The organism is Pseudomonas sp. B22129, assembly GCF_044218875.1.
In the GTDB taxonomy this organism is placed as follows: Bacteria; Pseudomonadota; Gammaproteobacteria; order Pseudomonadales; family Pseudomonadaceae; genus Aquipseudomonas.
Genome location: NZ_CP162592.1, coordinates 3,048,433 through 3,068,850, shown reverse-complemented (window position 1 = coordinate 3,068,850; position 20,418 = coordinate 3,048,433). Strand labels below are relative to the sequence as shown.

At 59.9% G+C, this 20,418-nt stretch carries 21 protein-coding genes and 1 tRNA gene; 12 read left to right on the top strand and 10 right to left on the bottom strand.

What is annotated here, in order from left to right; genetic code table 11:
- Nucleotides 1-9: 9 nt before the first annotated feature.
- On the top strand, nt 10-906 hold the full coding sequence (locus AB4P94_RS14155) for a LysR family transcriptional regulator (RefSeq protein WP_395611036.1): 897 nt from the start codon (nt 10-12) through the stop codon (nt 904-906).
- Nucleotides 907-936: 30 nt separating this feature from the next.
- Entirely contained in the window at nt 937-1,293 is a 357-nt protein-coding gene (locus tag AB4P94_RS14150; protein WP_395611035.1) for a DUF2784 domain-containing protein, read from the top strand.
- On the opposite strand, the gene AB4P94_RS14145 is transcribed toward AB4P94_RS14150, so the two are convergent.
- Nucleotides 1,280-2,248 (bottom strand): SDR family oxidoreductase, encoded by a 969-nt coding sequence (locus AB4P94_RS14145; RefSeq protein ID WP_395611034.1) that lies wholly within the window; start codon nt 2,246-2,248, stop codon nt 1,280-1,282. The genes AB4P94_RS14150 and AB4P94_RS14145 overlap by 14 nt on opposite strands.
- A 99-nt stretch (nt 2,249-2,347) precedes the next feature.
- Between AB4P94_RS14145 and AB4P94_RS14140 the strand changes: the two genes are divergently transcribed.
- From AB4P94_RS14140 to AB4P94_RS14115, 6 genes are all read left to right on the top strand, one after another.
- Nucleotides 2,348-3,232: a LysR family transcriptional regulator gene (locus AB4P94_RS14140; RefSeq protein WP_395611033.1), complete on the top strand. Its 885-nt coding sequence runs from the start codon at nt 2,348-2,350 to the stop codon at nt 3,230-3,232.
- A gap of 54 nt (nt 3,233-3,286) precedes the next feature.
- Complete coding sequence (locus AB4P94_RS14135) at nt 3,287-3,865, top strand: DUF4337 domain-containing protein (RefSeq protein ID WP_395611032.1); 579 nt, start codon at nt 3,287-3,289, stop codon at nt 3,863-3,865.
- 210 nt (nt 3,866-4,075) lie between these two features.
- Nucleotides 4,076-4,735 (top strand): M24 family metallopeptidase, encoded by a 660-nt coding sequence (locus AB4P94_RS14130; protein ID WP_395611031.1) that lies wholly within the window; start codon nt 4,076-4,078, stop codon nt 4,733-4,735.
- A 9-nt stretch (nt 4,736-4,744) separates the two neighbouring features.
- On the top strand, nt 4,745-5,098 hold the full coding sequence (locus AB4P94_RS14125) for a gamma-glutamylcyclotransferase family protein (protein ID WP_094950323.1): 354 nt from the start codon (nt 4,745-4,747) through the stop codon (nt 5,096-5,098).
- Nucleotides 5,099-5,199: 101 nt separating this feature from the next.
- Complete coding sequence (locus AB4P94_RS14120) at nt 5,200-5,535, top strand: hypothetical protein (protein WP_395611030.1); 336 nt, start codon at nt 5,200-5,202, stop codon at nt 5,533-5,535.
- Between the two features lie 81 nt (nt 5,536-5,616).
- Nucleotides 5,617-6,657: an EamA family transporter gene (locus AB4P94_RS14115; RefSeq protein WP_395611029.1), complete on the top strand. Its 1,041-nt coding sequence runs from the start codon at nt 5,617-5,619 to the stop codon at nt 6,655-6,657.
- 173 nt (nt 6,658-6,830) lie between these two features.
- Here AB4P94_RS14115 and AB4P94_RS14110 read toward each other — a convergent pair whose 3' ends face one another.
- The 3 genes from AB4P94_RS14110 to AB4P94_RS14100 form a co-directional block, all read right to left on the bottom strand.
- The gene (locus AB4P94_RS14110) at nt 6,831-7,199 is read right to left on the bottom strand and encodes a DUF6232 family protein (protein WP_395611028.1); all 369 of its coding nucleotides are present in this window, start codon (nt 7,197-7,199) and stop codon (nt 6,831-6,833) included.
- Between the two features lie 125 nt (nt 7,200-7,324).
- The gene (locus tag AB4P94_RS14105; protein ID WP_395611027.1) at nt 7,325-7,963 is read right to left on the bottom strand and encodes a hypothetical protein; all 639 of its coding nucleotides are present in this window, start codon (nt 7,961-7,963) and stop codon (nt 7,325-7,327) included.
- A gap of 126 nt (nt 7,964-8,089) precedes the next feature.
- Nucleotides 8,090-8,179: transfer RNA gene (locus AB4P94_RS14100), tRNA-Ser, on the bottom strand.
- A 336-nt stretch (nt 8,180-8,515) separates the two neighbouring features.
- Between AB4P94_RS14100 and AB4P94_RS14095 the strand changes: the two genes are divergently transcribed.
- From AB4P94_RS14095 to AB4P94_RS14085, 3 genes are all read left to right on the top strand, one after another.
- Entirely contained in the window at nt 8,516-9,208 is a 693-nt protein-coding gene (locus tag AB4P94_RS14095) for a crotonase/enoyl-CoA hydratase family protein (RefSeq protein ID WP_395611026.1), read from the top strand.
- 212 nt (nt 9,209-9,420) lie between these two features.
- Nucleotides 9,421-10,161 carry a lysophospholipid acyltransferase family protein gene (locus AB4P94_RS14090; protein WP_395611025.1) on the top strand — a complete coding sequence of 247 codons (741 nt, stop codon included), beginning with the start codon at nt 9,421-9,423 and terminating at the stop codon, nt 10,159-10,161.
- A 137-nt stretch (nt 10,162-10,298) separates the two neighbouring features.
- On the top strand, nt 10,299-11,270 hold the full coding sequence (locus tag AB4P94_RS14085) for a magnesium and cobalt transport protein CorA (RefSeq protein ID WP_395611024.1): 972 nt from the start codon (nt 10,299-10,301) through the stop codon (nt 11,268-11,270).
- Here the strand turns inward: AB4P94_RS14085 and AB4P94_RS14080 are convergent.
- From AB4P94_RS14080 to AB4P94_RS14070, 3 genes are all read right to left on the bottom strand, one after another.
- Complete coding sequence (locus tag AB4P94_RS14080) at nt 11,267-11,992, bottom strand: amidotransferase (protein WP_395611023.1); 726 nt, start codon at nt 11,990-11,992, stop codon at nt 11,267-11,269. The genes AB4P94_RS14085 and AB4P94_RS14080 overlap by 4 nt on opposite strands.
- Nucleotides 11,993-12,216: 224 nt before the next feature.
- The gene (locus AB4P94_RS14075; protein ID WP_395611022.1) at nt 12,217-14,364 is read right to left on the bottom strand and encodes a 3-hydroxyacyl-CoA dehydrogenase NAD-binding domain-containing protein; all 2,148 of its coding nucleotides are present in this window, start codon (nt 14,362-14,364) and stop codon (nt 12,217-12,219) included.
- A gap of 16 nt (nt 14,365-14,380) precedes the next feature.
- Entirely contained in the window at nt 14,381-15,586 is a 1,206-nt protein-coding gene (locus tag AB4P94_RS14070) for an acetyl-CoA C-acetyltransferase (protein WP_395611021.1), read from the bottom strand.
- Between the two features lie 646 nt (nt 15,587-16,232).
- Between AB4P94_RS14070 and AB4P94_RS14065 the strand changes: the two genes are divergently transcribed.
- Nucleotides 16,233-17,039: a c-type cytochrome gene (locus AB4P94_RS14065; protein WP_395611020.1), complete on the top strand. Its 807-nt coding sequence runs from the start codon at nt 16,233-16,235 to the stop codon at nt 17,037-17,039.
- Nucleotides 17,040-17,110: 71 nt separating this feature from the next.
- On the opposite strand, the gene AB4P94_RS14060 is transcribed toward AB4P94_RS14065, so the two are convergent.
- The 3 genes from AB4P94_RS14060 to AB4P94_RS14050 are packed head-to-tail and all read right to left on the bottom strand — an operon-like array spanning nt 17,111 to nt 20,275.
- A complete protein-coding gene (locus AB4P94_RS14060; protein WP_395611019.1) occupies nt 17,111-17,914 on the bottom strand; it encodes a transglutaminase N-terminal domain-containing protein in 804 nt (267 codons plus the stop codon).
- Nucleotides 17,911-18,861, bottom strand: coding sequence for an alpha-E domain-containing protein (locus AB4P94_RS14055; protein WP_395611018.1), 951 nt, complete (start codon nt 18,859-18,861; stop codon nt 17,911-17,913). The genes AB4P94_RS14060 and AB4P94_RS14055 overlap by 4 nt, the downstream gene beginning before the upstream one ends.
- Nucleotides 18,862-18,865: 4 nt before the next feature.
- Nucleotides 18,866-20,275 carry a circularly permuted type 2 ATP-grasp protein gene (locus AB4P94_RS14050; RefSeq protein ID WP_395611017.1) on the bottom strand — a complete coding sequence of 470 codons (1,410 nt, stop codon included), beginning with the start codon at nt 20,273-20,275 and terminating at the stop codon, nt 18,866-18,868.
- Nucleotides 20,276-20,418: the final 143 nt, after the last annotated feature.

The following is a 20,418-nucleotide window of genomic DNA, read 5'->3' as shown; positions in this document are numbered from 1 at the left end:
AACCACACAATGGACTCGCCTGATTTCCAGCAACTACGCCTGTTCCTGCAGGTCGCGCGCGCCAGGAGCTTTACCCAGGCGGCTGACGCGGTAAGCCTGTCGGTCTCCACCGTCAGCCAGCGGGTCGGCGCCCTGGAAAAACAGCTCGGCGTGCGCCTGTTCAACCGCACCACCCGCAGCGTCAGCCTCACCGAAGCCGGCACGCAATTGCTGGAAAAAATCACCCCGCTGCTCGAAGAACTGCAAACCAGCCTGAATAGCGTAGCTGCCGCCACAGTCGAAGCCAGCGGCACCTTGCGCCTGAATGTGCCGTCCACCGCCAGCCGCATGGTGTTGCAACCGTTGCTTCAGGGCTTCTTGCGTACACACCCGGGCATCAACCTGGAAGTGGCGGTGGACAATGCCTTGGTGGACATCGTCGCCCAGGGCTTTGACGCGGGCATCCGCTACGACCACGTGCTGGCCGAAGACATGGTGGTGATTCCCGTGGCGCGCCAGTTGCGCTTTGTCATCGTCGCCAGCCCGGCCTATTTGCAAGGGCGTAAAGTGCCCACGCATCCCCATGACTTGCTTGAGCATGAGTGCGTCAATTACCGCAGCGCACAAACAGGTTTGTTGCACCGCTGGGACTTTGAAAAAGACGGCAAGCCGCTGCGGGTCACGGTCAAAGGGCGGCTAGCGACCAATGACATTGAGCTGATGATCCGCGGTGCACTGGACGGTTTCGGCTTCGCCTACGTGGCGCGCTCCAGCGTGGAGCCGCACGTGCAAACCGGCGAACTGGTGGAAGTATTGGGCGACTGGATCACCCATAGCGCGTTGTATCTGTATTACTTCAACCGCAGCAACACGCCGAAGAAACTGCGCGTGTTTATCGACTACCTGCAAGAACACCTCGGCGCCTGACGCCGGCCAACCTTAAAAGTGAAGCTCGACATGCTCTATCGCGTAGCGGCCGACGGCCTGGTGCTGTTTCATTTGTGCTTCATCCTGTTCGTGCTGTTCGGCGGCTTGCTGGCCCTCAAATGGCGGTGCGTTGTGTGGTTGCACTTGCCCGCCGCCGCCTGGGGCGTGGCCGTGGAAGTCTTCCACCTGCCCTGCCCGCTGACCCGTTGGGAAAACCTGCTGCGCCACCTCGCCGGGCAGGACGGTTATGGCGGCGGGTTTATCGAGCATTACGTGCTCACGCTGATCTACCCGGCCGGGCTGACCCCGAACATTCAACTGGTGCTCGGGGCCGTGGTGTTGCTGATCAACGTCGCGGTGTATGTGCGCCTGATCAGACGGCCTTAGGCAGGCAGCCCAAACCACTGAGCGTGGCCTCTACCGCCTGCTCCAGCGGCGTGTGCGGCTCCTCTCCCAGCACTTCGACCAGACGCGCGTTTTCCATGCGCAACGGCGTGCTCCAGAGGTAACGCATTTCCTGCAACTCACGGAAGGTCGCTACAAAAGGCGCGGCCAGCTTCAACAGCCACCACGGGAAAGTGCCTACGCGGGGTTGCTGGCCCGTCCGGCGCAACACCACCCGCTGGATCGCCCGACTCATCTGCGTGCCGTCGCTGTCCGTGTGCCCGGCCATATGAAAGCACGCGAAGGCATCAAGGCTGGCCCGCCGCGCCAGCAACTCGACCATTGTGCGCGCCACGTCCGGCAGGTACGCCCATTGATGCGTCAGGCCTGGCGCACCCGGATAACTGATGGTGTGCACCGGCTTGCCGGGTTTGACCAGGCCTTGGGAAAACCAACTGTTGGCGGCCTTGCCACCAAAAAAGTCCCCGGCGCGCACGATCAAAACGCGCGCGCCATGGTGGGAGGCCTCTTCCAGACGCTGTTCCAGCTGTACCCGAATCGCCCCCTTGCGCGTTTGCGGGTGCTGCGGCGACTCCTCGCGCAACACGGGAAACACATCCGGGCCGTAGTTATAGACGGTGCCGGGCAGCACGATGGTCGCGCCCTCGGCAATGGCCGCCGCGATGGTGTTGTCGATCATCGGCAGCACCAACTCTGCCCAGTTGCGATAACCCGGTGGGTTCACCGCGTGCACGATCACTGCACAGCCACGCGCGGCGGCAAGCACTTGCTCGCGGTTCAGCGCATCGCCTTTCAGCCAGGTAAAAGCGGCGTTCTGGCGGCGTGCCTTGTCCACGTCACGGGTCAAGGCACACACCTCCCAGCCTGCCGCTTTCAGCTGCCGCGCCACTTCGCCGCCAATCCCGCCCGTTGCACCCAATACCAGCACTTTGCTCATCACCGCGTCTCCCGCCTCTGTTGGTTGTTGAAGCCAGTGTGTGCGCGGCGTTGCTATAGATAAATTGCCGAAGATCGCCGATCAGCTATACATTTATGCATGGCATCTAATATTGGATGGGAGCTTTACCGGTCATTCCTGGGGGTACTCAAGGAGGGATCGTTGTCGGGGGCCGCACGGCTGCTCGGTATCACGCAGCCTACGGTCGGCCGGCATATTGCCGCGCTGGAAACGGCGTTGGGTGTGGTGCTGTTCACGCGCTCGCCGCAAGGTTTGTTGCCAACCGCCGTCGCCCATACGTTGCGCGCCCATGCCGAAACCATGGAGCGTACCGCTGCGGCGCTGGAGCGCGCGGCGTCCTCACAGGGCGACGAAGTGCGCGGCGTGGTGCGCATCTCCGCCAGCGAAGTCGTTGGCGTGGAAGTGCTGCCGCCAATCATCACCCAGCTGCGCCGGCAGCACCCGCAGTTGAAAGTCGAGCTGATCCTCACCAACCGCCTCAGCGACCTGCTGCAACTGGAAGCGGACATTGCCGTACGCATGGTCCGCCCCAGCCAGGAGCAACTGCTGGCGCGCCGTATTGGTTTGATTGAAGTCGGCCTGCATGCCCGCGACGATTACCTGCAACAACACGGTGTTCCCCTTCAAATGCAGGCGTTGGCCGAGCATTCAGTGATTGGCTTCGACCAGGAAAACGCCTTTATCCGCAGCCTCGCGATCAAAGGCTTTGAACGCAGTGCCTTCGCCTTGAGCTGCGACAGCGATATCGCACAATTGGCGTTGATCCGCGCTGGCGCCGGGATCGGCGGCTGCCAGGTGCAACTGGCCAAGCGCGACCCGCGTTTGCGGCGGGTGCTTCCGGAGGGCTTCTCGTTGAAACTGGACACTTGGGTGACCATGCACGAAGACTTACGCAACAGCCCGCGCTGCCGGGTGGCTTTTGATGCGTTGGTGGAAGGTTTGCAGCGTTACGTACAGGATTGAGACAGCTGCGCTGGTGAAGAATCAGGCTCCCTCATTCCGTTCGCAGACGCCCCCATGTCCGAAGCCTTCGAAGTCCCCAGCCCCCACGAAAAACACATCGAACACACCACCGAACACGCCCACAGCCGTGGCGACAATTTTGCCAGCCGCATCGCCGTGATGACCGCGCTAATGGCCACCCTCGGTGCCATGCTCAGCTACCAGGCCGGCTCCACCGAAAGTGAAGCGGCGATGGACAAGAACAACGCCGCCATCATCAAGACCGAAGCCGCCAACCAGTGGAATTACTACCAGGCCAAATCCAGCCGGCAGAATTTGGCGGAACTGGCCACGCATATTCCCGGCGTAGATGCGGCGCATTACAAGGATGAGATCGAGCGCTATAAAAGCCAGAAGGAAGAAGTGCGTAAGCAGGCTGAAAAGCTTGAGGCCACGTCCAGGGAATGGGACCAGAAGTCCGAAGAGGCGCTGCATCAGCACCACCGCTGGGCGCAGGCGATGACGGCGATTCAGATCGCGATTTCGTTGGCGGCAATTACGTTGCTCACCCGCAAGGAATGGCTAAAACGCCTGTCGTACACGGCTGGCGGTGTGGCCATGGTGTTGGGTGGTTTGGCTTGGCTGCATCTGTGACTGACTGAACGCGGTTAAACAGGTGGGAGCTGGCTTGCCTGCGATCGGGGCCTGTCAGTGACTGATGTCCAAGCTGACCCACCGCTATCGCAGGCAAGCCAGCTCCCACATTATTTGCTCTGCGGTGTATTCAAAGTTGGGGCATGGCATCGCATCGCTATATAGTGAAACGCATAACGACCAGCACAGCCTGAACCCGAGGAAAAACCGGTGACTGCACACCCCAAAGAAGCCGTGGGCGCCGCCTACAGCATCGACGCCATGCGCCACGCCCAAGCCATGACCTGGCAAGCCATCGACAACCTCGCCCAGCGCATCCGCCCCGGCATGCTCGAATCCGAAGCCCGCGAGCTGGGCAAACAGCTACTCGCCGAACTGGACACACAACGCATCTGGCACCCGCTGCTGGTACGTTTCGGCGCCAACACCCTCAAGACCTTCAAGCAACGCTCGGACGGCGACCCTGTGCTGGGCGAGAACGACATTTTCTTCATCGACATGGGCGCCGTGTGGCACGGCCACGAAGGCGACGCGGGCGCCACCTTCAGCACCGGCACCGACCCGGACATGATCGCCTGCGCCAGCGCCGCCAAGGAACTGTTCGACCGCGTACAATCGCGCTGGAAAAACGAGCGCGTCGTCGGCCTCGACCTCTATCGCTACGCCGAAGAACAGGCCCGCGCCATGGGCTGGCAGCTGAACCTCGACATCAAAGGCCACCGCGTCAGCGACTTCCCCCACGCCATCCACCGTGGCGGCGACCTCGGCGACTTCGAGCACACCCCGAATGCCGGGCTGTGGATTCTGGAAATCCAGATCGCCCACCCGAGCAAGCCCTACGGCGCTTTTTACGAAGACCTACTCGCTTAAGGAACACCCATGGAACACTCCACCCAATTCCCCGTGCTGCTGTTTTCCTACGGAACCTTGCAGGACAAAGCCGTGCAACTCGCCAACTTCGGCCGTGAACTGGTCGGCCAGCACGATGCGATGCTCGGCTATTCGCAAAGCTGGGTCGAAATCACCGATCCCGAAGTGCTGGCCACCAGCGGCAAGACCCACCACCCAATCGTCGCGCCGACTGAAGAAAAAGCTGCCAGCGTCGAAGGCATGGTCTTTCAGATCAACGAGCAGGAACTGGCAGCCGCAGATGCCTATGAAGTGTCGGACTACAAGCGGGTGTCGGTGGCCTTGGCCTCCGGCCTGACGGCCTGGGTGTACGTGCAAGCGTGAAGATGAAACTTTCGGACAGTTGATTTCAATCTGCCATCACCGGGATTACAGTGGCGCGCCTTCGAGAAGTGGATCTCGATTTTTGCCCATGGAGTTACCCCGTGAAGTACATCAGTAAAGTCGCTGCAGCCGCTGTTCTTGGTTTCGCACTCGCCGGCTGCACCGGCACCGCCATCAAATCCCCGCAGTACGACAGCAGCCAATACACCGTGCTGGGCCACAGTGAAGCCAGCGCCACCGGCATCATGCTGTTCGGCATCATCCCGATTGGCCAGAACAGCCGTTTCGTGCGCGCCCAGGACGCGGCCATCAAGGCCAAGGGCGGCGACGCGCTGATCAACACCCAAGTGCAGGAAAACTGGTTCTGGGCCTGGGTACTCAGCGGCTACACCACCAAGATTTCCGGTGACGTGATCAAGCTGAAAACTGCGCAATAAATGATCGTGAAGTTGGCAAAAACGCCAGGGCTTTAACCCCGGTGTGAGACGTATCATGGGCCAGACCTTCGAGGACGGCCCATGAACCTCAGCATTCTCTACGCACTCGCCGCCGCCGCCTTGTTCGGCGCCAGCACCCCGCTCGCCAAAAGCCTCGGCCTGGGCCTCTCGCCCGTGCTGCTCGCAGGCCTGCTGTATCTCGGCAGCGGTCTTGGCCTCGCCGGCGTGCGCCTGATCCGTGATCGCGGCTGGCAACCCACCGGGCTCACCCCTTCCGAATGGCCCTGGCTGATCGGCGCCATCGCCTTCGGCGGCATCCTCGGGCCCGTCGCCCTGATGTTCGGCCTGACCCGCACCGCCGGCGCGACCGCCTCGCTGATGCTGAACCTTGAATCGGTACTGACCGCCGTGATCGCCTGGCTGGTCTTCAGGGAAAACACCGACCGGCGCATTGTGCTGGGGATGATCGCGATTGTGCTGGGTGGCGTGGTGCTGTCCTGGTCTGACGGCGGCGGCGCGAGCCATGACTGGACCGGGCCGTTTGCGGTGGCACTTGCGTGCCTGTGCTGGGGGGTTGATAACAATTTGACGCGCAAGGTGTCGGCATCGGACGCCCTGTTTATAGCCGGGGCGAAGGGGTTGATTGCAGGCGTGGTGAACGGTGGTTTGGCACTTTATCTCGGAGTGCAGCTGCCGGGGCTCGCGCAGTTGGGGCCTATCCTGCTGGTTGGCTTTTTGGGGTATGGCATCAGCCTGGTGATGTTTGTGCTGGCGTTGCGCGGGTTGGGCAGTGCGCGCACCGGGGCTTACTTCTCGACCGCGCCGTTCCTCGGTGCTGCGGTAGCGCTGCTGATGTTTGGGGAATCGGTGTCAGTGGCATTCTGGATTGCACTGGCGCTGATGGCCGTGGGCGTTTGGCTGCACCTGACGGAACGGCATGCCCATGAACATCTGCATGAGGCGACGGAGCACGGGCATCGGCATGTGCATGACGAACATCATCAGCATGAGCATGGGTTTGAGTGGGAACCGGGGGAGCCGCATAGCCATGTGCATGTGCACAGCCCGTTGCGGCATAGTCATGCGCACTTTCCGGATGTGCATCATCGGCATAGGCATTGAGAAACGATAGTTTCCGAAAATGTATCAGGGCGGCTCAATAGCCGCCCTTCTTGCATTGAAAATAGGGAACTGATTTATTTAAAGCGTGCAAACGCAAAACCTGAATAAACCCTCCCCCTCCTTCATCGCCACGTTTCTTTGCGGAACCGATTACTGGACTCGTTCGACGAGTATCAGCCCCGGCTAACAATCGCCTCATTTAACGAGGTAATCACATTGGTTATATAGGTTTTGTCATTACTTACCAATGCTTGTTTCTCACCCGAGGAGGTGTTCAAAACGACAGCGTATTTTGCTTTACTACTCCTCCAAACCAGAACAGCGATAGCCAGCGCTATCAACCCCGCTACAAAAACCGACCCGCGCCCCAGCAAACACGCCAGGCCCACAATGGCGATAATTATTGCAGCACCTCTATCCGGTGGCGTAACACGCGATTTCACAGAGGTCACATTGCTCATCGCATAAGTCTGACCGTCCACAATAAATCTGCTGTTGCTTACGCTTACATCCCCTTGATTGAAGAAGACTTTTTCGTCCATGTTGTTTTCTCTGCGTGCAGGTTGATTGAGGGCCTCACTATAAATAAATACCGGCTAGCGAAGAAGAGAAGGTTTATGAAATCAACACAATTCACATCATTAATAACGCCTGCCCTTTTCCTCTCTTAAGGCAAAGGCACTGCGTTGACGGTGTACCAGCCCGCCGGAGTTTTGGCACACACCTGTGGCCTTAGCGGCGTTTCAACGGTGACGCTGCCTTGTGTGGAGAGTTGGCGAACGGCAATCACACAGCCAGCCTTGAACGTACTGAGCTTTATAACTTGAAGTTCTAACTCATAATTTTTGCCGGGCTCGGGTGTGAGCGTGACGGGCGCAGGAAAGCAGGACACCTGTGACCCTCCCATGGCGAACCCTGCGATAAAGGGTTTACCAGCCGGGATGACATGCTCGTCAAACACTTTGGGCGATTGGTTGATGCTTTTGCTCGCCTTGCTGGAAGGCATACCAATCACGCTGTTCTGACGGTCTGTCGACCGAAAAGGGTAAAGGCCTGCTGAGTCCACATGCGCTGTTTGCCATCCAGCTTCTTCAGGCGTTTTGGTCAATAGGGACCTGTTGTAAAAGGTCTCGCAAGTCTGACCACTGATAAAGCCCGCGTTTGAAGTGTCACCCGTGATCAGGCGGACACGAGCCGTATTGGCCGGATCATATAGGCTTATTTGTGCTTCGTTGCGAACATCGGTTTTAGTGGTGGCGCAGCCGGAAAGCGTCAGGCCGGCGGCTAGCAGAAAGAGCAAACGCATGGGTAACCTTCATATCCTGTGATGGTTAGTGGCCGCAAACATACAATGAAGAGCTTTTTTAAGACGCCAAAAACCACAAACCCCCGGCCTTCTCTAGGAAAACCGGGGGTTTGTGTTTACTTAATGTGGCGGTGAAGGAGAGATTCGAACTCTCGATACAATTTCTTGTATACACACTTTCCAGGCGTGCTCCTTAAGCCACTCGGACACTTCACCGTATCTCGTCAAACCAGTTCAGTCTGTCGAGGCGCGCTAATGTAGTCGAAAGCCTTTCTGATGGCAAAGGTTTTTTTCAGAATTTTCATGCGCTTAGACGGTTATGCCGTGGCACGCCCGGCGAGGGGCGTTGTTTCTGCCATTCTCTGGCATTCGCGGCAGGCGTCTGGGGCGGTTGCTGCGCCCTGCTCCGGGCCGTCTACCCTTGGGGATGCGGGAAAAGTCTGACTGAGTAGTCAGTCACGGCGCTTTACCGGGGCGGGCATGGTGGGTAACGTCTGCGCATGCATGTCTATAAACAGCCTCTCTATAACAAGTCTTACAAGGAACCGCGTCATGAGTGAGTTGATCTCCTACCACCTCGAAGACGGTATCGCGACACTGACCTTGAGCAACGGCAAGGTGAATGCCATTTCCCCGGCGGTGGTCGCTGAGTTTAATGCGGCGCTGGATCAGGCCGAGAAGGATCGGGCGGTGGTGATCATCACGGGCACGCCGGGAATTTTGTCAGGTGGTTATGATTTGAAAGTGATGACCGCCGGCCCTAAAGAAGCGATTGGCCTTGTGACGTCCGGTTCGACGTTGGCGCGTCGCCTGCTGTCGCACCCGTTCCCGGTGATTGTGGCGTGCCCCGGGCATGCGGTGGCCAAGGGTGCGTTTCTGTTGCTGTCGGCGGATTACCGGATTGGTGTGGAAGGTCCGTTCAGCATTGGCCTGAATGAGGTGGCAATCGGCATGACCATGCACCACGCCGGCATCGAGCTGGCGCGGGATCGCTTGCGCAAATCGGCGTTTCATCGCTCGGTCATCAATGCGGAAATGTTTGATCCGCAAGGTGCGCTCGGTGCCGGCTTCCTCGATAAGGTGGTTGCTCCTGAGGAACTGCACGCAGCAGCATTGGAAGCGGCGCGTCAGTTGAAGAAGATCAATATGAACGCGCATAAACACACCAAGTTGAAAGTGCGCAAGGCGCTGCTGGACGCCCTGGACGATGCGATCATTCAGGATCAGGGCCACAACCTGGGTTAAGTCCCACCCTCGCAGCGCCAGAGCCCGACCTTGAGTCGGGCTTTTTCTTACAAATAAATCCGAAACGTCTTTAGCCGCTCTAGCCGGGCCATGGCGGCAGTTGTTGAAACATGTGCTTAAACATCGCCTATCTCCCACGTCTGTAGGGGCAATTGCCGAATACAGTGCACATCCGTACACTGCGCCACCTTTTGTCCCGATGGGCCGTGTCGATGCTTTATCTGTTACGTATGTTGTTGATGGGCCTGCACTTTATGGTCGCTGGAGTATTGGGCGTGCTTTTGGGTGTCTGCCGCCCCTTCAACCCGGACAACAGCCGCCTGTGCGCGCGCCTTTATGCGTTGCCCGCGATGCGAATTTTGCGCCTGAATGTGAAGGCTGACGTCGACTCACTGCGAAACAAGCCGGGGCCGTGCGTCATCCTTGCCAACCACCAGTCCAACTACGACCTGTTTGTGTTCGGCACCGTGGTGCCCTATCGCACCGTGTGTATCGCCAAAAAGAGCCTGAAATGGGTGCCGTTGTTTGGCCAATTGTTCTGGCTGGCGGGCAATGTGTTGATCGACCGTGGCAATGCCCACAAGGCGCGCCGCGCGATGCTGACCACCACGCACACCTTGCAGCATGAGGACACATCGATCTGGGTATTCCCGGAGGGCACGCGCAATCTGGGCAAAGGTTTGCTGCCGTTCAAGAAAGGCGCATTTCATATGGCGATTGCGGCCGGTGTGCCCATCGTGCAGGTGTGTGTGAGCAATTACGTCAGCCATATGCAGCTTAATCGCTGGAACAGTGGGGATGTGCTCATACGCTCGTTGCCGCCGATTCCTACCACTGGCCTGACTTCGGATGACATCCCGGCGTTGATGCAGGCGTGTCAGGCGCAGATGGAGGCTTGCATCGAGGCGATGGACCTTGAGTTGCGAACCGACTGGGCGCCTGCGCCTTTGTGATTTTTGGGGGCGCTTCGCATCCCGGCGCAAGCAAGCTTGCTCACCACAAAAAGCGCGTATCCATGACCGCAACAACGGAACGCCATTCAGGCTAAGCTGCCCAACACCTGTCCTCCCAACAAGAAGCGATCAGCACCATGGGTAGAGTTGTTGCGGCAGCTGTCTACAGCGCCGGTAAGAAAGTCACCGATATTACCCTCGACGAAGGCGCAGCCTGGGCCGCCAAGCCCGATCACTTTGTGTGGATTGGCCTGGAAGAGCCCAACGCACAGGAACTCGCCAACCTGCAACGCCAGTTCAACCTGCATGAGCTGGCCATCGAAGATGCCCTGGAAAAACACAGCCGCCCCAAGCTGGAAACCTTCGGCGACGCGCTGTTTATCGTGACCTATTCACCAGTGCGCGAGAACGGCAAGCTGGAGTTTATCGAGACCCATATCTTTGCCGGCAACGGCTACATCATCACCGCGCGCAACGGCCACTCGGCGTCCTACGGCTTTGTGCGCCAACGCTGTGAGGCGCGGCCGCTGTTGCTGGAGCATGGGGAAGATTTCGTACTCTATGCGCTGCTGGATTTCGTCACCGAAAATTACCAGCCGGTCAGCGAGGCCATCCACGCCGAGATTGATGAGCTGGAGCGCAACGTGCTGTGCAGTTCGCTGAGCGAACGCGACATCCAGAACCTTCACGGCCTGCGCCGTGACGTGCTGCGGCTCAAGCGCTATGTGGCGCCGATGGTGGAGATCAGCCAGGAGTTGCAGAAGCTGAGCTTTCCGTTTATCGACAAGAACATGCGCCCGTACTTTCGCGACGTACAGATCCACGTGACGCGGCAGATGGAAGACCTCACCACCCTGCGCGATATCGCCAGCCAGACCATCGAGATCGGTGTGCTGCTGGAGGCGTCGCGCCAGAGCGTGGTGCAACGCAAGTTCGCCGCGTGGGCCGCGATCCTGGCGTTCCCCACGGCAGTGGCGGGGATTTACGGGATGAACTTCCAGAACATGCCCGAGCTGCAATGGCACTACGGCTATTTTGCGGTGCTCGGGTTTATTGCGGTGGGCTGCACCAGTTTGTGGGCCAGCTTTAAACGGTCAGGCTGGCTTTAAACCGTCGCTTCTGGCTTGTGCGCAACAAAACGCATCATCCACTCCGCCACGGTGGCGCCGTGGTGGTCGCGCTTGAGGCTTTCCACGCCGTGGGTGTAGACCTTTTCACCCAGGGTCGTCTGAAGAATCTCCAGCAACTCGCGGGAATAGTCGTGGATGAATTCCGGGTGGCCCTGGAAGCACAGCACCTGGTCTTCGATGTGGTACGCGGCATACGGGCAGAAATCGCTGGAGGCGATGACCGTGGCGTTGTCCGGCAGCGTGGTGACCTGGTCCTGATGGCTGATCAGCAACGTCAGCTCTTCCATCACCGGGCTCATCCACGGCGCCTTGGCGTTGAGCTTGTAGTCATGGATGCCCATGCCCCAGCCTTTGCTCGCGCGTTCGGTTTTGCCGCCCAGCAGCAGCGCTAAAAGCTGGTGCCCGAAGCAAATACCGAGCAGTTTGTCGCCGCGAGCGTAGCGCTCAAGCAGGTAGGTTTTGAGGGTTTGAATCCAGGGATCGGTACCGAAGGAATCGGCCTTGCTGCCGGTGACGAGGTAAGCGTCGAACACTTCATCATCCGACGGATATTCGCCCTGCACCACGTTGTAAACCACGAAGTCAGCGGCAATCGGCTGCTTGGAAAACAGACGCTTGAACATCTGCCCGTACCCTTGGTACTGATCGATCAAACCTGGACGCAGGATATCGGTTTCCAGGATACAGACGCGTAGCGACATAAAAAATACCTGACACGGTGATGGGAATAATGCACACCCCAGAGCCTGCCTTGAAAGGTACCTGTAAAGCAAGCCCAGCAAGTGACCCACTGTGGGAGCGGGCTTGTTGTGGCGAGGGTGCTTGCTCCCGCTGACTGCGCAGCAGTCTCCGGCTTTTTGGGGGCGCTGCGCCCCCCAGCGCAAGCAAGCTTGCTCGCCACAACAAGCCCGCTCCCGCAGTTTGATCACCGAAAGGCTTCTTTTCGTGCGGCTTTCTCCAGCAGCAACGCGGGCGGTGTGAAACGCTCGCCATATTGCTCGGCCAGGTACCGCGCCCGAGCGACAAAGTCGTTCAACCCGTACTGGTTGATAAACTGCAATGCGCCGCCGCTCCACGCCGCAAAACCGATGCCGAAGATCGAACCGACGTTGGCGTCAGCCGTGGACATCAACACGCCCTCCTCAACACACCGCACGGTTTCGATGGCCTGGATAAACAGCAACCGGTCACGTACGTCCTGTGGCGAAATCTGTTGACCGGGCCGTTCGAAACGGGCTTTCAGTTCCGGCCACAGGTGTTTCTGACCGCCTGCGGGATAATCATAAAAACCCCCGCCCGCCGCCTTGCCCAGGCGCTTGTATTCATTGACCAGCAGATTGATCACCTGCGTCGCCGGATGCGTGGGAACCGCCTTACCCTCGGCCTGAAGATCCTTCGCCGTTTGCTGTCGGATATGGCTCATCAAGCTGAGCGACACCTCATCCGACACCGCCAGCGGCCCCACCGGCATGCCGGCCTTGCGTGCTTCGGTCTCGATCATCGGCGCCGCCACGCCTTCGCCAAGCATGGCGATGCCTTCGTTGGTGAAGGTGCCGAATACCCGCGAGGTGAAAAAACCACGGCTGTCGTTGACCACGATCGGAGTTTTCTTGATTTGCAGGACGAAATCGAAACCCCGGGCCAGGGTTTCGTCGCTTGTGTTCGCGCCCTTGATGATTTCCACCAGCGGCATTTTGTCGACCGGGCTGAAGAAGTGCAGGCCGATGAATTTGCCTTGATCAGGCACTGCCGTCGCCAAGCCGCTGATCGGTAATGTGGAAGTGTTGGAGGCGATCACCGCATCGTCGCCCACCACGCTCTGCGCAGCAGCCGTGACTTTGGCTTTCAGTTCACGGTCCTCAAACACGGCTTCGATGATCAGGTCGCAGCCCGCCAAGCCACCATCAGAGGCCACAGGATGGATCCGCGCGAGGATGGTTTCGCGCTGCTCGGCGGTCAATTGCCCACGGCTGACCTTCTTGTCCAGTAGCGCCGCGGAGTGCGCCTTGCCTTTCTCGGCGGCGGCCTGATTGATGTCCTTGAGCATCACCTCAATGCCCGCACTCGCGCTGACGTAGGCGATGCCCGCGCCCATCATGCCGGCGCCGAGCACGCCGACTTTGCGTGTGACATAAGGGGCAAACCCTTTGGGCCGCGAGCTGCCCGCATTGATTTCATTGAGCTGAAACCAGAAGGTGCCGATCATGTTTTTTGCGACTTGCCCGGTGACCAGCTCGGTGAAGTAGCGGGTTTCGATCAGGTGCGCGGTGTCAAAATCCACTTGGGCGCCTTCCACCGCAGCACAGAGAATTTTCTCCGGTGCGGGAAAGCAGCCATTGGTTTTGCTGCGCAAAATCGACGGCGCGATGGCCAGCATCTGCGCAACTTTCGGGTTCGACGGCGTGCCGCCGGGGATCTGAAAGCCCTTGGTGTCCCACGGTTGTTTGGCCTCGGGATTAGCCAGAATCCAGGCGCGGGATTTGGCCAAAAGCTCATCACGATTCAACACCAACTCATTGACCAACCCCGCCTGCAACGCCTGTTGCGGACGGACTTTTTTGCCCTCCAGCAAATACGGCAAAGCCTTTTCCAGCCCGAGCATGCGCACCATGCGCACCACCCCGCCGCCGCCCGGCAACAGGCCCAGGGTGACTTCCGGCAAGCCAAGCTGCACGGTTTTATCGTCCAGCGCGACGCGGTAATGGCACGCCAGGCAAATTTCCCAGCCACCGCCCAACGCGGCGCCATTGATAGCCGCGACCACCGGTTTGCCAAGGGTTTCCAGGCGGCGCAGTTGCGCCTTCAACACCACCACGCCGTCGTAAAAATCTTTGGCGTGGGCTTTGTCGACCTTGATCAATTCATTGAGGTCGCCGCCAGCAAAAAAGGTCTTTTTCGCCGAGGTGATGACTACGCCGGCAATGCTGTCTTTCTCTGCTTCAAGCCGGGTGACCGTGGCCGCCATGGCGTCGCGGTAGACCGCGTTCATAGTGTTGGCACTCTGGCCCGGCATGTCGAGGGTCAGCACCACGATCTGGTCCTGGCCTTTTTCGTAACGAATGGCTTCGGTCATGACTGATTCCTTGGGCTCAGAGGCGTTCGATAATGGTGGCGATGCCCATGCCACCGCCGACACACAGGGTGGCCAGGCCGTAACGTTGCTGGCGCACTTCCAGCTCGTCGAGCAGGGTGCCGAGAATGGCGCAGCCGGTCGCGCCCAGCGGGTGCCCCATGGCGATGGAGCCACCGTTGACGTTGACCCGCGTGGCGTCGATACCCATGTCTTTGATGAACTTGAGAACTACAGAAGCAAACGCTTCGTTGACCTCAAACAGGTCGATGTCTTCCACGCGCAAGCCGGCCTTGGCCAAGGCTTTACGGGTGGCCGGCGCGGGGCCGGTGAGCATGATGGTCGGGTCGGTACTGGTAACCGCGGTGGCGACGATACGCGCCCGCGGTTGCAGGCCCAGTTCGCGCCCTTTGGCCTCGGAACCGATCAACATCAGTGCGGCGCCATCGACGATGCCGGAACTGTTGCCCGGTGTGTGCACGTGGTTGATCCGCTCCACATGGCTGTAGACCCGCAACGCGGTGGCATCGAAGCCCATCTGCCCCATCATCTCGAAACTCGGCTTGAGCTTGCCCAGGCCTTCAAGGGTGGAGTCGCCGCGGATAAATTCATCATGGTCGAGCAGCACAATGCCGTTCTGGTCCTGCACCGCGATCAGTGATTTGCTGAAGGAACCGTCTGCGCGCGCCCGAGCCGCTTTCTGCTGGGACTGCAGGGCGAAGGTGTCGACGTCCTCGCGAGTGAAACCTTCCAGCGTCGCGATCAGGTCGGCGCCAATACCCTGCGGCGTGAAATGAGTGTGCAGGTTGGTGTGCGGGTCAAGCACCCAGGCGCCGCCGTCGCTGCCCATGGGCACACGCGACATGGACTCGACGCCGCCGACCACCACCAGGTCTTCAAAGCCGGAACGCACTTTCATCGCGCCGAGGTTCACCGCTTCAAGGCCCGAGGCACAGAAGCGGTTGATCTGTACGCCGGCGACGCTGATGCCCCAGTCCGCCACCAACGCAGCGGTCTTGGCAATGTCAGCGCCCTGGTCGCCCACGGGGGTGACGCAGCCGAGCACGATGTCATCCACCTGGTGCGTATCGAGGTCGCTGCGCTTTGCCAGTGCGGTCAGCAGGCTGGCCACCAGGTTCACCGGTTTGACGCTGTGCAAGGCGCCGTCAGCCTTGCCTTTACCCCGGGGCGTGCGTATCGCATCAAAGATCAAAGCTTGGGTCATGACGTCCTCGAACCGCAGTCGTGTGTGCCCCTACCTTAGGCCCGATTGACACGGTTTCAATGACGGATGCGCTCATCTCTTTTGACCCCCACGCTCGGACGAACGGTAGGCAGCTACGGGAAACACCGGGTTAATCGTTTTAGCTGTCTAGCAGAGGCGTTGGCGCGAAGATGGCGATAGGCCTCATGCCCTTTTAATCAGAATTCCTGATTAGCTGATATGAAATGGATCTAAGCCGCGAAGAACGAGGGCTCTAAGGTTGAATCAGTAAGGAGTTGCTGCCGGGTTTTGCCGGAGCAGCTGTAAGAAAAGTGCAACGTCACATCGCGATACTGAAATTCACGGCACGCATTTGACGCTCAGGAATAACAACAAAAGGCAGTCAGCCATGTTTAAACATTCGAAAGTTCGTCAGGCGGGACTCATTCTTTTCGCCACCACACTGATTCTGATCTTGCCCAATTTAACCAAGGTCATCGGGTGACAAGTCGCCCCCCCGATTCTGTGCACACACAGCTTCAGGACTGCAGCTTTTGGCAGCACCTGCCGGGACATTGCGCATAGCTGTCCTGTTGCAGGGGCTGTCTTTTTGCCTGCAGATTTCCGGTATCGTGGGCATCACCGCCACTTCGAATCGGGCTCTCTCTTGAAATCCACCGTCGCCTTTCTTGCCTTGCTGCTGGCCCTCCCCGCCGGCGCCGCGCAATTGACCATTGAACTCGACCACACCCATAAAACCTGGCAGACCGCCGAGCTGCTCGCACGCCCGGATGTGCAGACGGTGCAGGTCATTGATGACGTTTCCTACAAACGCGCCATGACGTATCGGGCGGTGCCGCTAGCGGCTCTCCTACCCGGCCTGAAGCCGGAAAACCACCTGCAAGCCGTCGCCCTGGATGGTTTTGCCGCAGAACTGAGCGCCGCGCCTTTACTGCAAACCCACGGCGCCCGCGCGTGGTTGGCGGTGGAAGACCCGGCACATCCATGGCCGCCGCTGGCGGAGGGCAAGCCGGGCGCGGGGCCGTTTTATCTGGTGTGGACCGACCCGCAAGCCAGCAATATCAGCCCTGAACAATGGCCGTTCCAGGTGGCGGGGATCAAGCAATTGAAGACCGTGGCCGAGCGGTTTCCGGCCTTGCTGCCCGATCCGAAACTGGCCGCCAATGACCCTATCAATCAAGGCTTTGAGGTGTTCCAGAAAAACTGCCTGGCCTGCCATCGCCTTAATGGTGCCGGTGATGCACAGGTGGGGCCGGACCTGAATGTGCCCTACAACCCGACCGAATATTTCAGCGGGGATTTCCTCAAGCGTTACATCCGCGACCCGCAGAGCTTGAGGCATTGGCCGCAGGCAAAAATGCCGGCGTTTGCCGCCAGTGTGCTGCCGGATGGCGAACTGGATTTGCTGGTGGGGTATTTGAAGCATATGGCGGGGCGTAAGCAGCAACCCTAGGAGCAAACTCCAAAACCAATTGTGGGAGCTGGCTTGCCTGCTCCCACATTTGGCCTGCTTCGTTCTAGAGATTATTGCTGCTGCACTGAAATCACCGGCGTCGGCGCCACAAACACTTTGGCATGCATCTGCTCATGCCCGCCGCCCCGGCGCATGCCGCGTACCGGGCAGGCGTCGAGGTAATCCAGGCCCACAGCCAGTTTCAAATGCCGTTCCGGACGCGACAGCGTATTGGTCACGTCAAAGCTGTACCACGCGTCATCCAGCCAGGCTTCGGCCCAGGCATGGCTGGCCAGGTGCGTGCTGTCCTCCGAGTACAAATACCCCGACACATACCGCGCCGGAATCCCCAGGCTGCGCGCGCACGCCACGAACGCGTGAGTGTGGTCCTGGCACACGCCCGCGCGCCCGGCGAAGGCCTGGGCTGCGCAGGTGTCGACCTCGGTGGCGCCAGGTGTGTAAACCATCGCCTGGTTGAGCGCGTGCATCAAATCGATCAACGCGGTGCGGTCGCGGCGCTGGTGGCAGTGCTGCCCGGCAAAGCCGCGCAAGGCTTCATCGGGCTCGGTCAAACGGGTGCTGCGCAGGAACGGAAAGGCGGATTGGCTCTCGTGTTCAGCCTCACGCGATTCGTCGATATCCACCTGGCCACGGGCGCCGATGATGATGGCGTCATGGGGCTCGTCCAGGGTCAATACGTGCAGGATGTTGCCGAACGGGTCGACTTGCGCACGCACCGGGCGCGGCAAATCAAGCTGCCAACTGAGTACGTGCTGGCGCTCGCTGTCGTGGGGTGTCAGGCGCAGGTACTGAATGCTTGCGCGCACCTGGTCTTCGTAGTGGTAGGTGGTTTCGTGGCTGATGGAGAGTCTCATGCGGCCTCCAGGTAGGAGCTGTAGATGGCGTCGCCCAGCTGGCGCACCAAAGGAATAAAGTCGGTCAGCCAGGCGTGCAGGCCTTCCTCGAGGATTTCATCAATCGCGGTGAAGCGCAGGCGCGCGTCCATCTCGGCGGCCAGGCGCTGGGCCGGTCGGCCGTTGAGGCCCGGCAGGCTGGCGAGGATCTGGTCGATCTCTTCGCTGCAAGCCCTCAAGGAACGCGGAACGTCGGCGCGTAACAGCAACAATTCCGCCACTTGCCGGGCGCCGGGGGCGTCGCGGTAGATTTCGGTGTAAGCCTCGAACGATGACAGCGCGCGCAGCAAGGCGCTCCATTGGTAGTAGGCGTGGGCCGTGCCGTCGGTGACCGCCGCCGCCCGCTCGCCGGCCATTTCGTAGCGTGCATCGAGCAGGCGCAACGTGTTGTCGGCGCGTTCGATGAAGGTGCCCAGGCGAATAAAACGAAACGCATCGTTACGCATAATGGTGCCGTAAGTGGCCCCCCGGAACAGGTGCGAACGCTCCTTGACCCACTCACAAAAGCGGCTCATGCCGTAGCGGCTGAGCCCCTGCTGAGCGATATCGCGAATGTCCAGCCAGGTGGCGTTGATGTTTTCCCACATGTCTGCGGTAATTCGCCCACGCACGGCATGGGCACTGGCCCGCGCAGCGCCGAGGCAGCTGTAGATGCTCGCCGGGTTGGCAGCGTCCAGTGCGAAGAAGTGCAGCAAGCGTTCAGCGTCCAGCTCGCCATGGCGCTCGTGATAATCCTCCAGGGTCCCGGTGATCAGCAGCGGCATGGCCAGTTCGTGCAGGCCGTCGCCGCGCCCGTCCTGGGGCATCAGCGACAGCGAATAGCTGACATCGAGCATGCGCGCGAGGTTTTCCGCGCGCTCAAGGTAGCGCGACATCCAGTACAGATCCGAGGCAGTTCTACTCAACATGGCATCAGTCCTCGACCACCCAAGTGTCTTTGGTGCCGCCGCCCTGGGACGAGTTGACCACCAGCGAGCCTTCACGCAGCGCCACGCGGGTCAAGCCGCCGGGGACCACGCGGGTTTCCTTGCCGGACAACACGAACGGGCGCAGGTCGATGTGGCGCGGCGCGATGCCGTTCTCGACGAACGTCGGGCACGTGGATAAACACAGGGTCGGCTGGGCGATATAGGCGTGTGGCTTGGCTTTGATGCGCTCACGGAAGGCTTCGATTTCCGCCTTGGTGGCCGCCGGCCCTACCAGCATGCCGTAGCCACCGGAGCCTTGGGTTTCCTTGACGACCAGGTCCGGCAGGTTGGCCAGCACATGGGACAGTTCATCGGGCTTACGGCATTGAAACGTAGGAACGTTCTTCAGAATCGGCTCTTCATCCAGGTAAAAACGGATCATCTCAGTGACGAATGGGTAGACCGACTTGTCATCCGCCACCCCGGTACCGATGGCATTGGCCAGCACCACATTGCCGGAACGATAGGCCGCGAGCAGCCCGGGCACGCCGAGCATGGAGTCCGGGTTGAACGCCAGCGGGTCGAGGAACGCGTCGTCGAGGCGGCGGTAGATCACGTCTACAGCCTTGGGGCCGTCGGTGGTGCGCATGAACACATGGTCGTCGCGCACGAACAGGTCGGCGCCTTCCACCAGCTCCACACCCATTTCGCGGGCCAGGAAGGCATGTTCAAAGAAGGCACTGTTGAAGCGCCCGGGGGTGAGCACCACCACGCTGGGGTTATCCAGGGGGCTCGAGCTTTTCAGGGTATCGAGCAAGAGGTTGGGGTAGTGATCGATGGGGGCGATGCGCTGGGCGGCAAACAGTTCGGGGAACAGGCGCATCATCATCTTGCGGTCTTCAAGCATGTAGCTCACGCCGCTGGGGGTACGCAGGTTGTCTTCGAGCACGTAGTAAGTGCCGTCGCCATCGCGTACGAGGTCAACGCCGGTGATGTGCGAATACAGATTGCGGTGCAGGTCCAACCCCTGCATCGCCAACTGATACTGCTCGTTGGCCAGCACCTGCTCGGCAGGAATCACGCCAGCCTTGATGATGCGCTGCTCGTGATACAGGTCGGCGAGAAACATGTTCAGCGCCTTGACCCGCTGAATGCAGCCGCGCTCCACCGTCTGCCACTCGCTCGCCGGAATGCTGCGCGGGATGGTGTCAAACGGTATCAGGCGCTCGGTGCCCTGCTCGTCCCCATACAGGGTGAACGTGATCCCGGCGCGGTGGAACAGTAAATCGGCCTCGCGGCGGCGCTGCGCCAGCAGTTCGGCGGGGGTTTCGGCCAACCAGCGGGCGAACTCGCGATAATGGGGGCGAACCTGCCCTGCCCCGTCGTACATTTCATCGTAATAAGTGCGGGTCATGCCGTACTCCTTGTCACCCAGGCTCAAGCGCTATCGCAAGGCCCGTGCCATCGGCATAAACACTTAAAAATCAATCGGTTGAATAACCACGAACATTTGCTTGCACCGTCCTGGTGCGCAGAATGCACGTCGTCCTGGCCCGC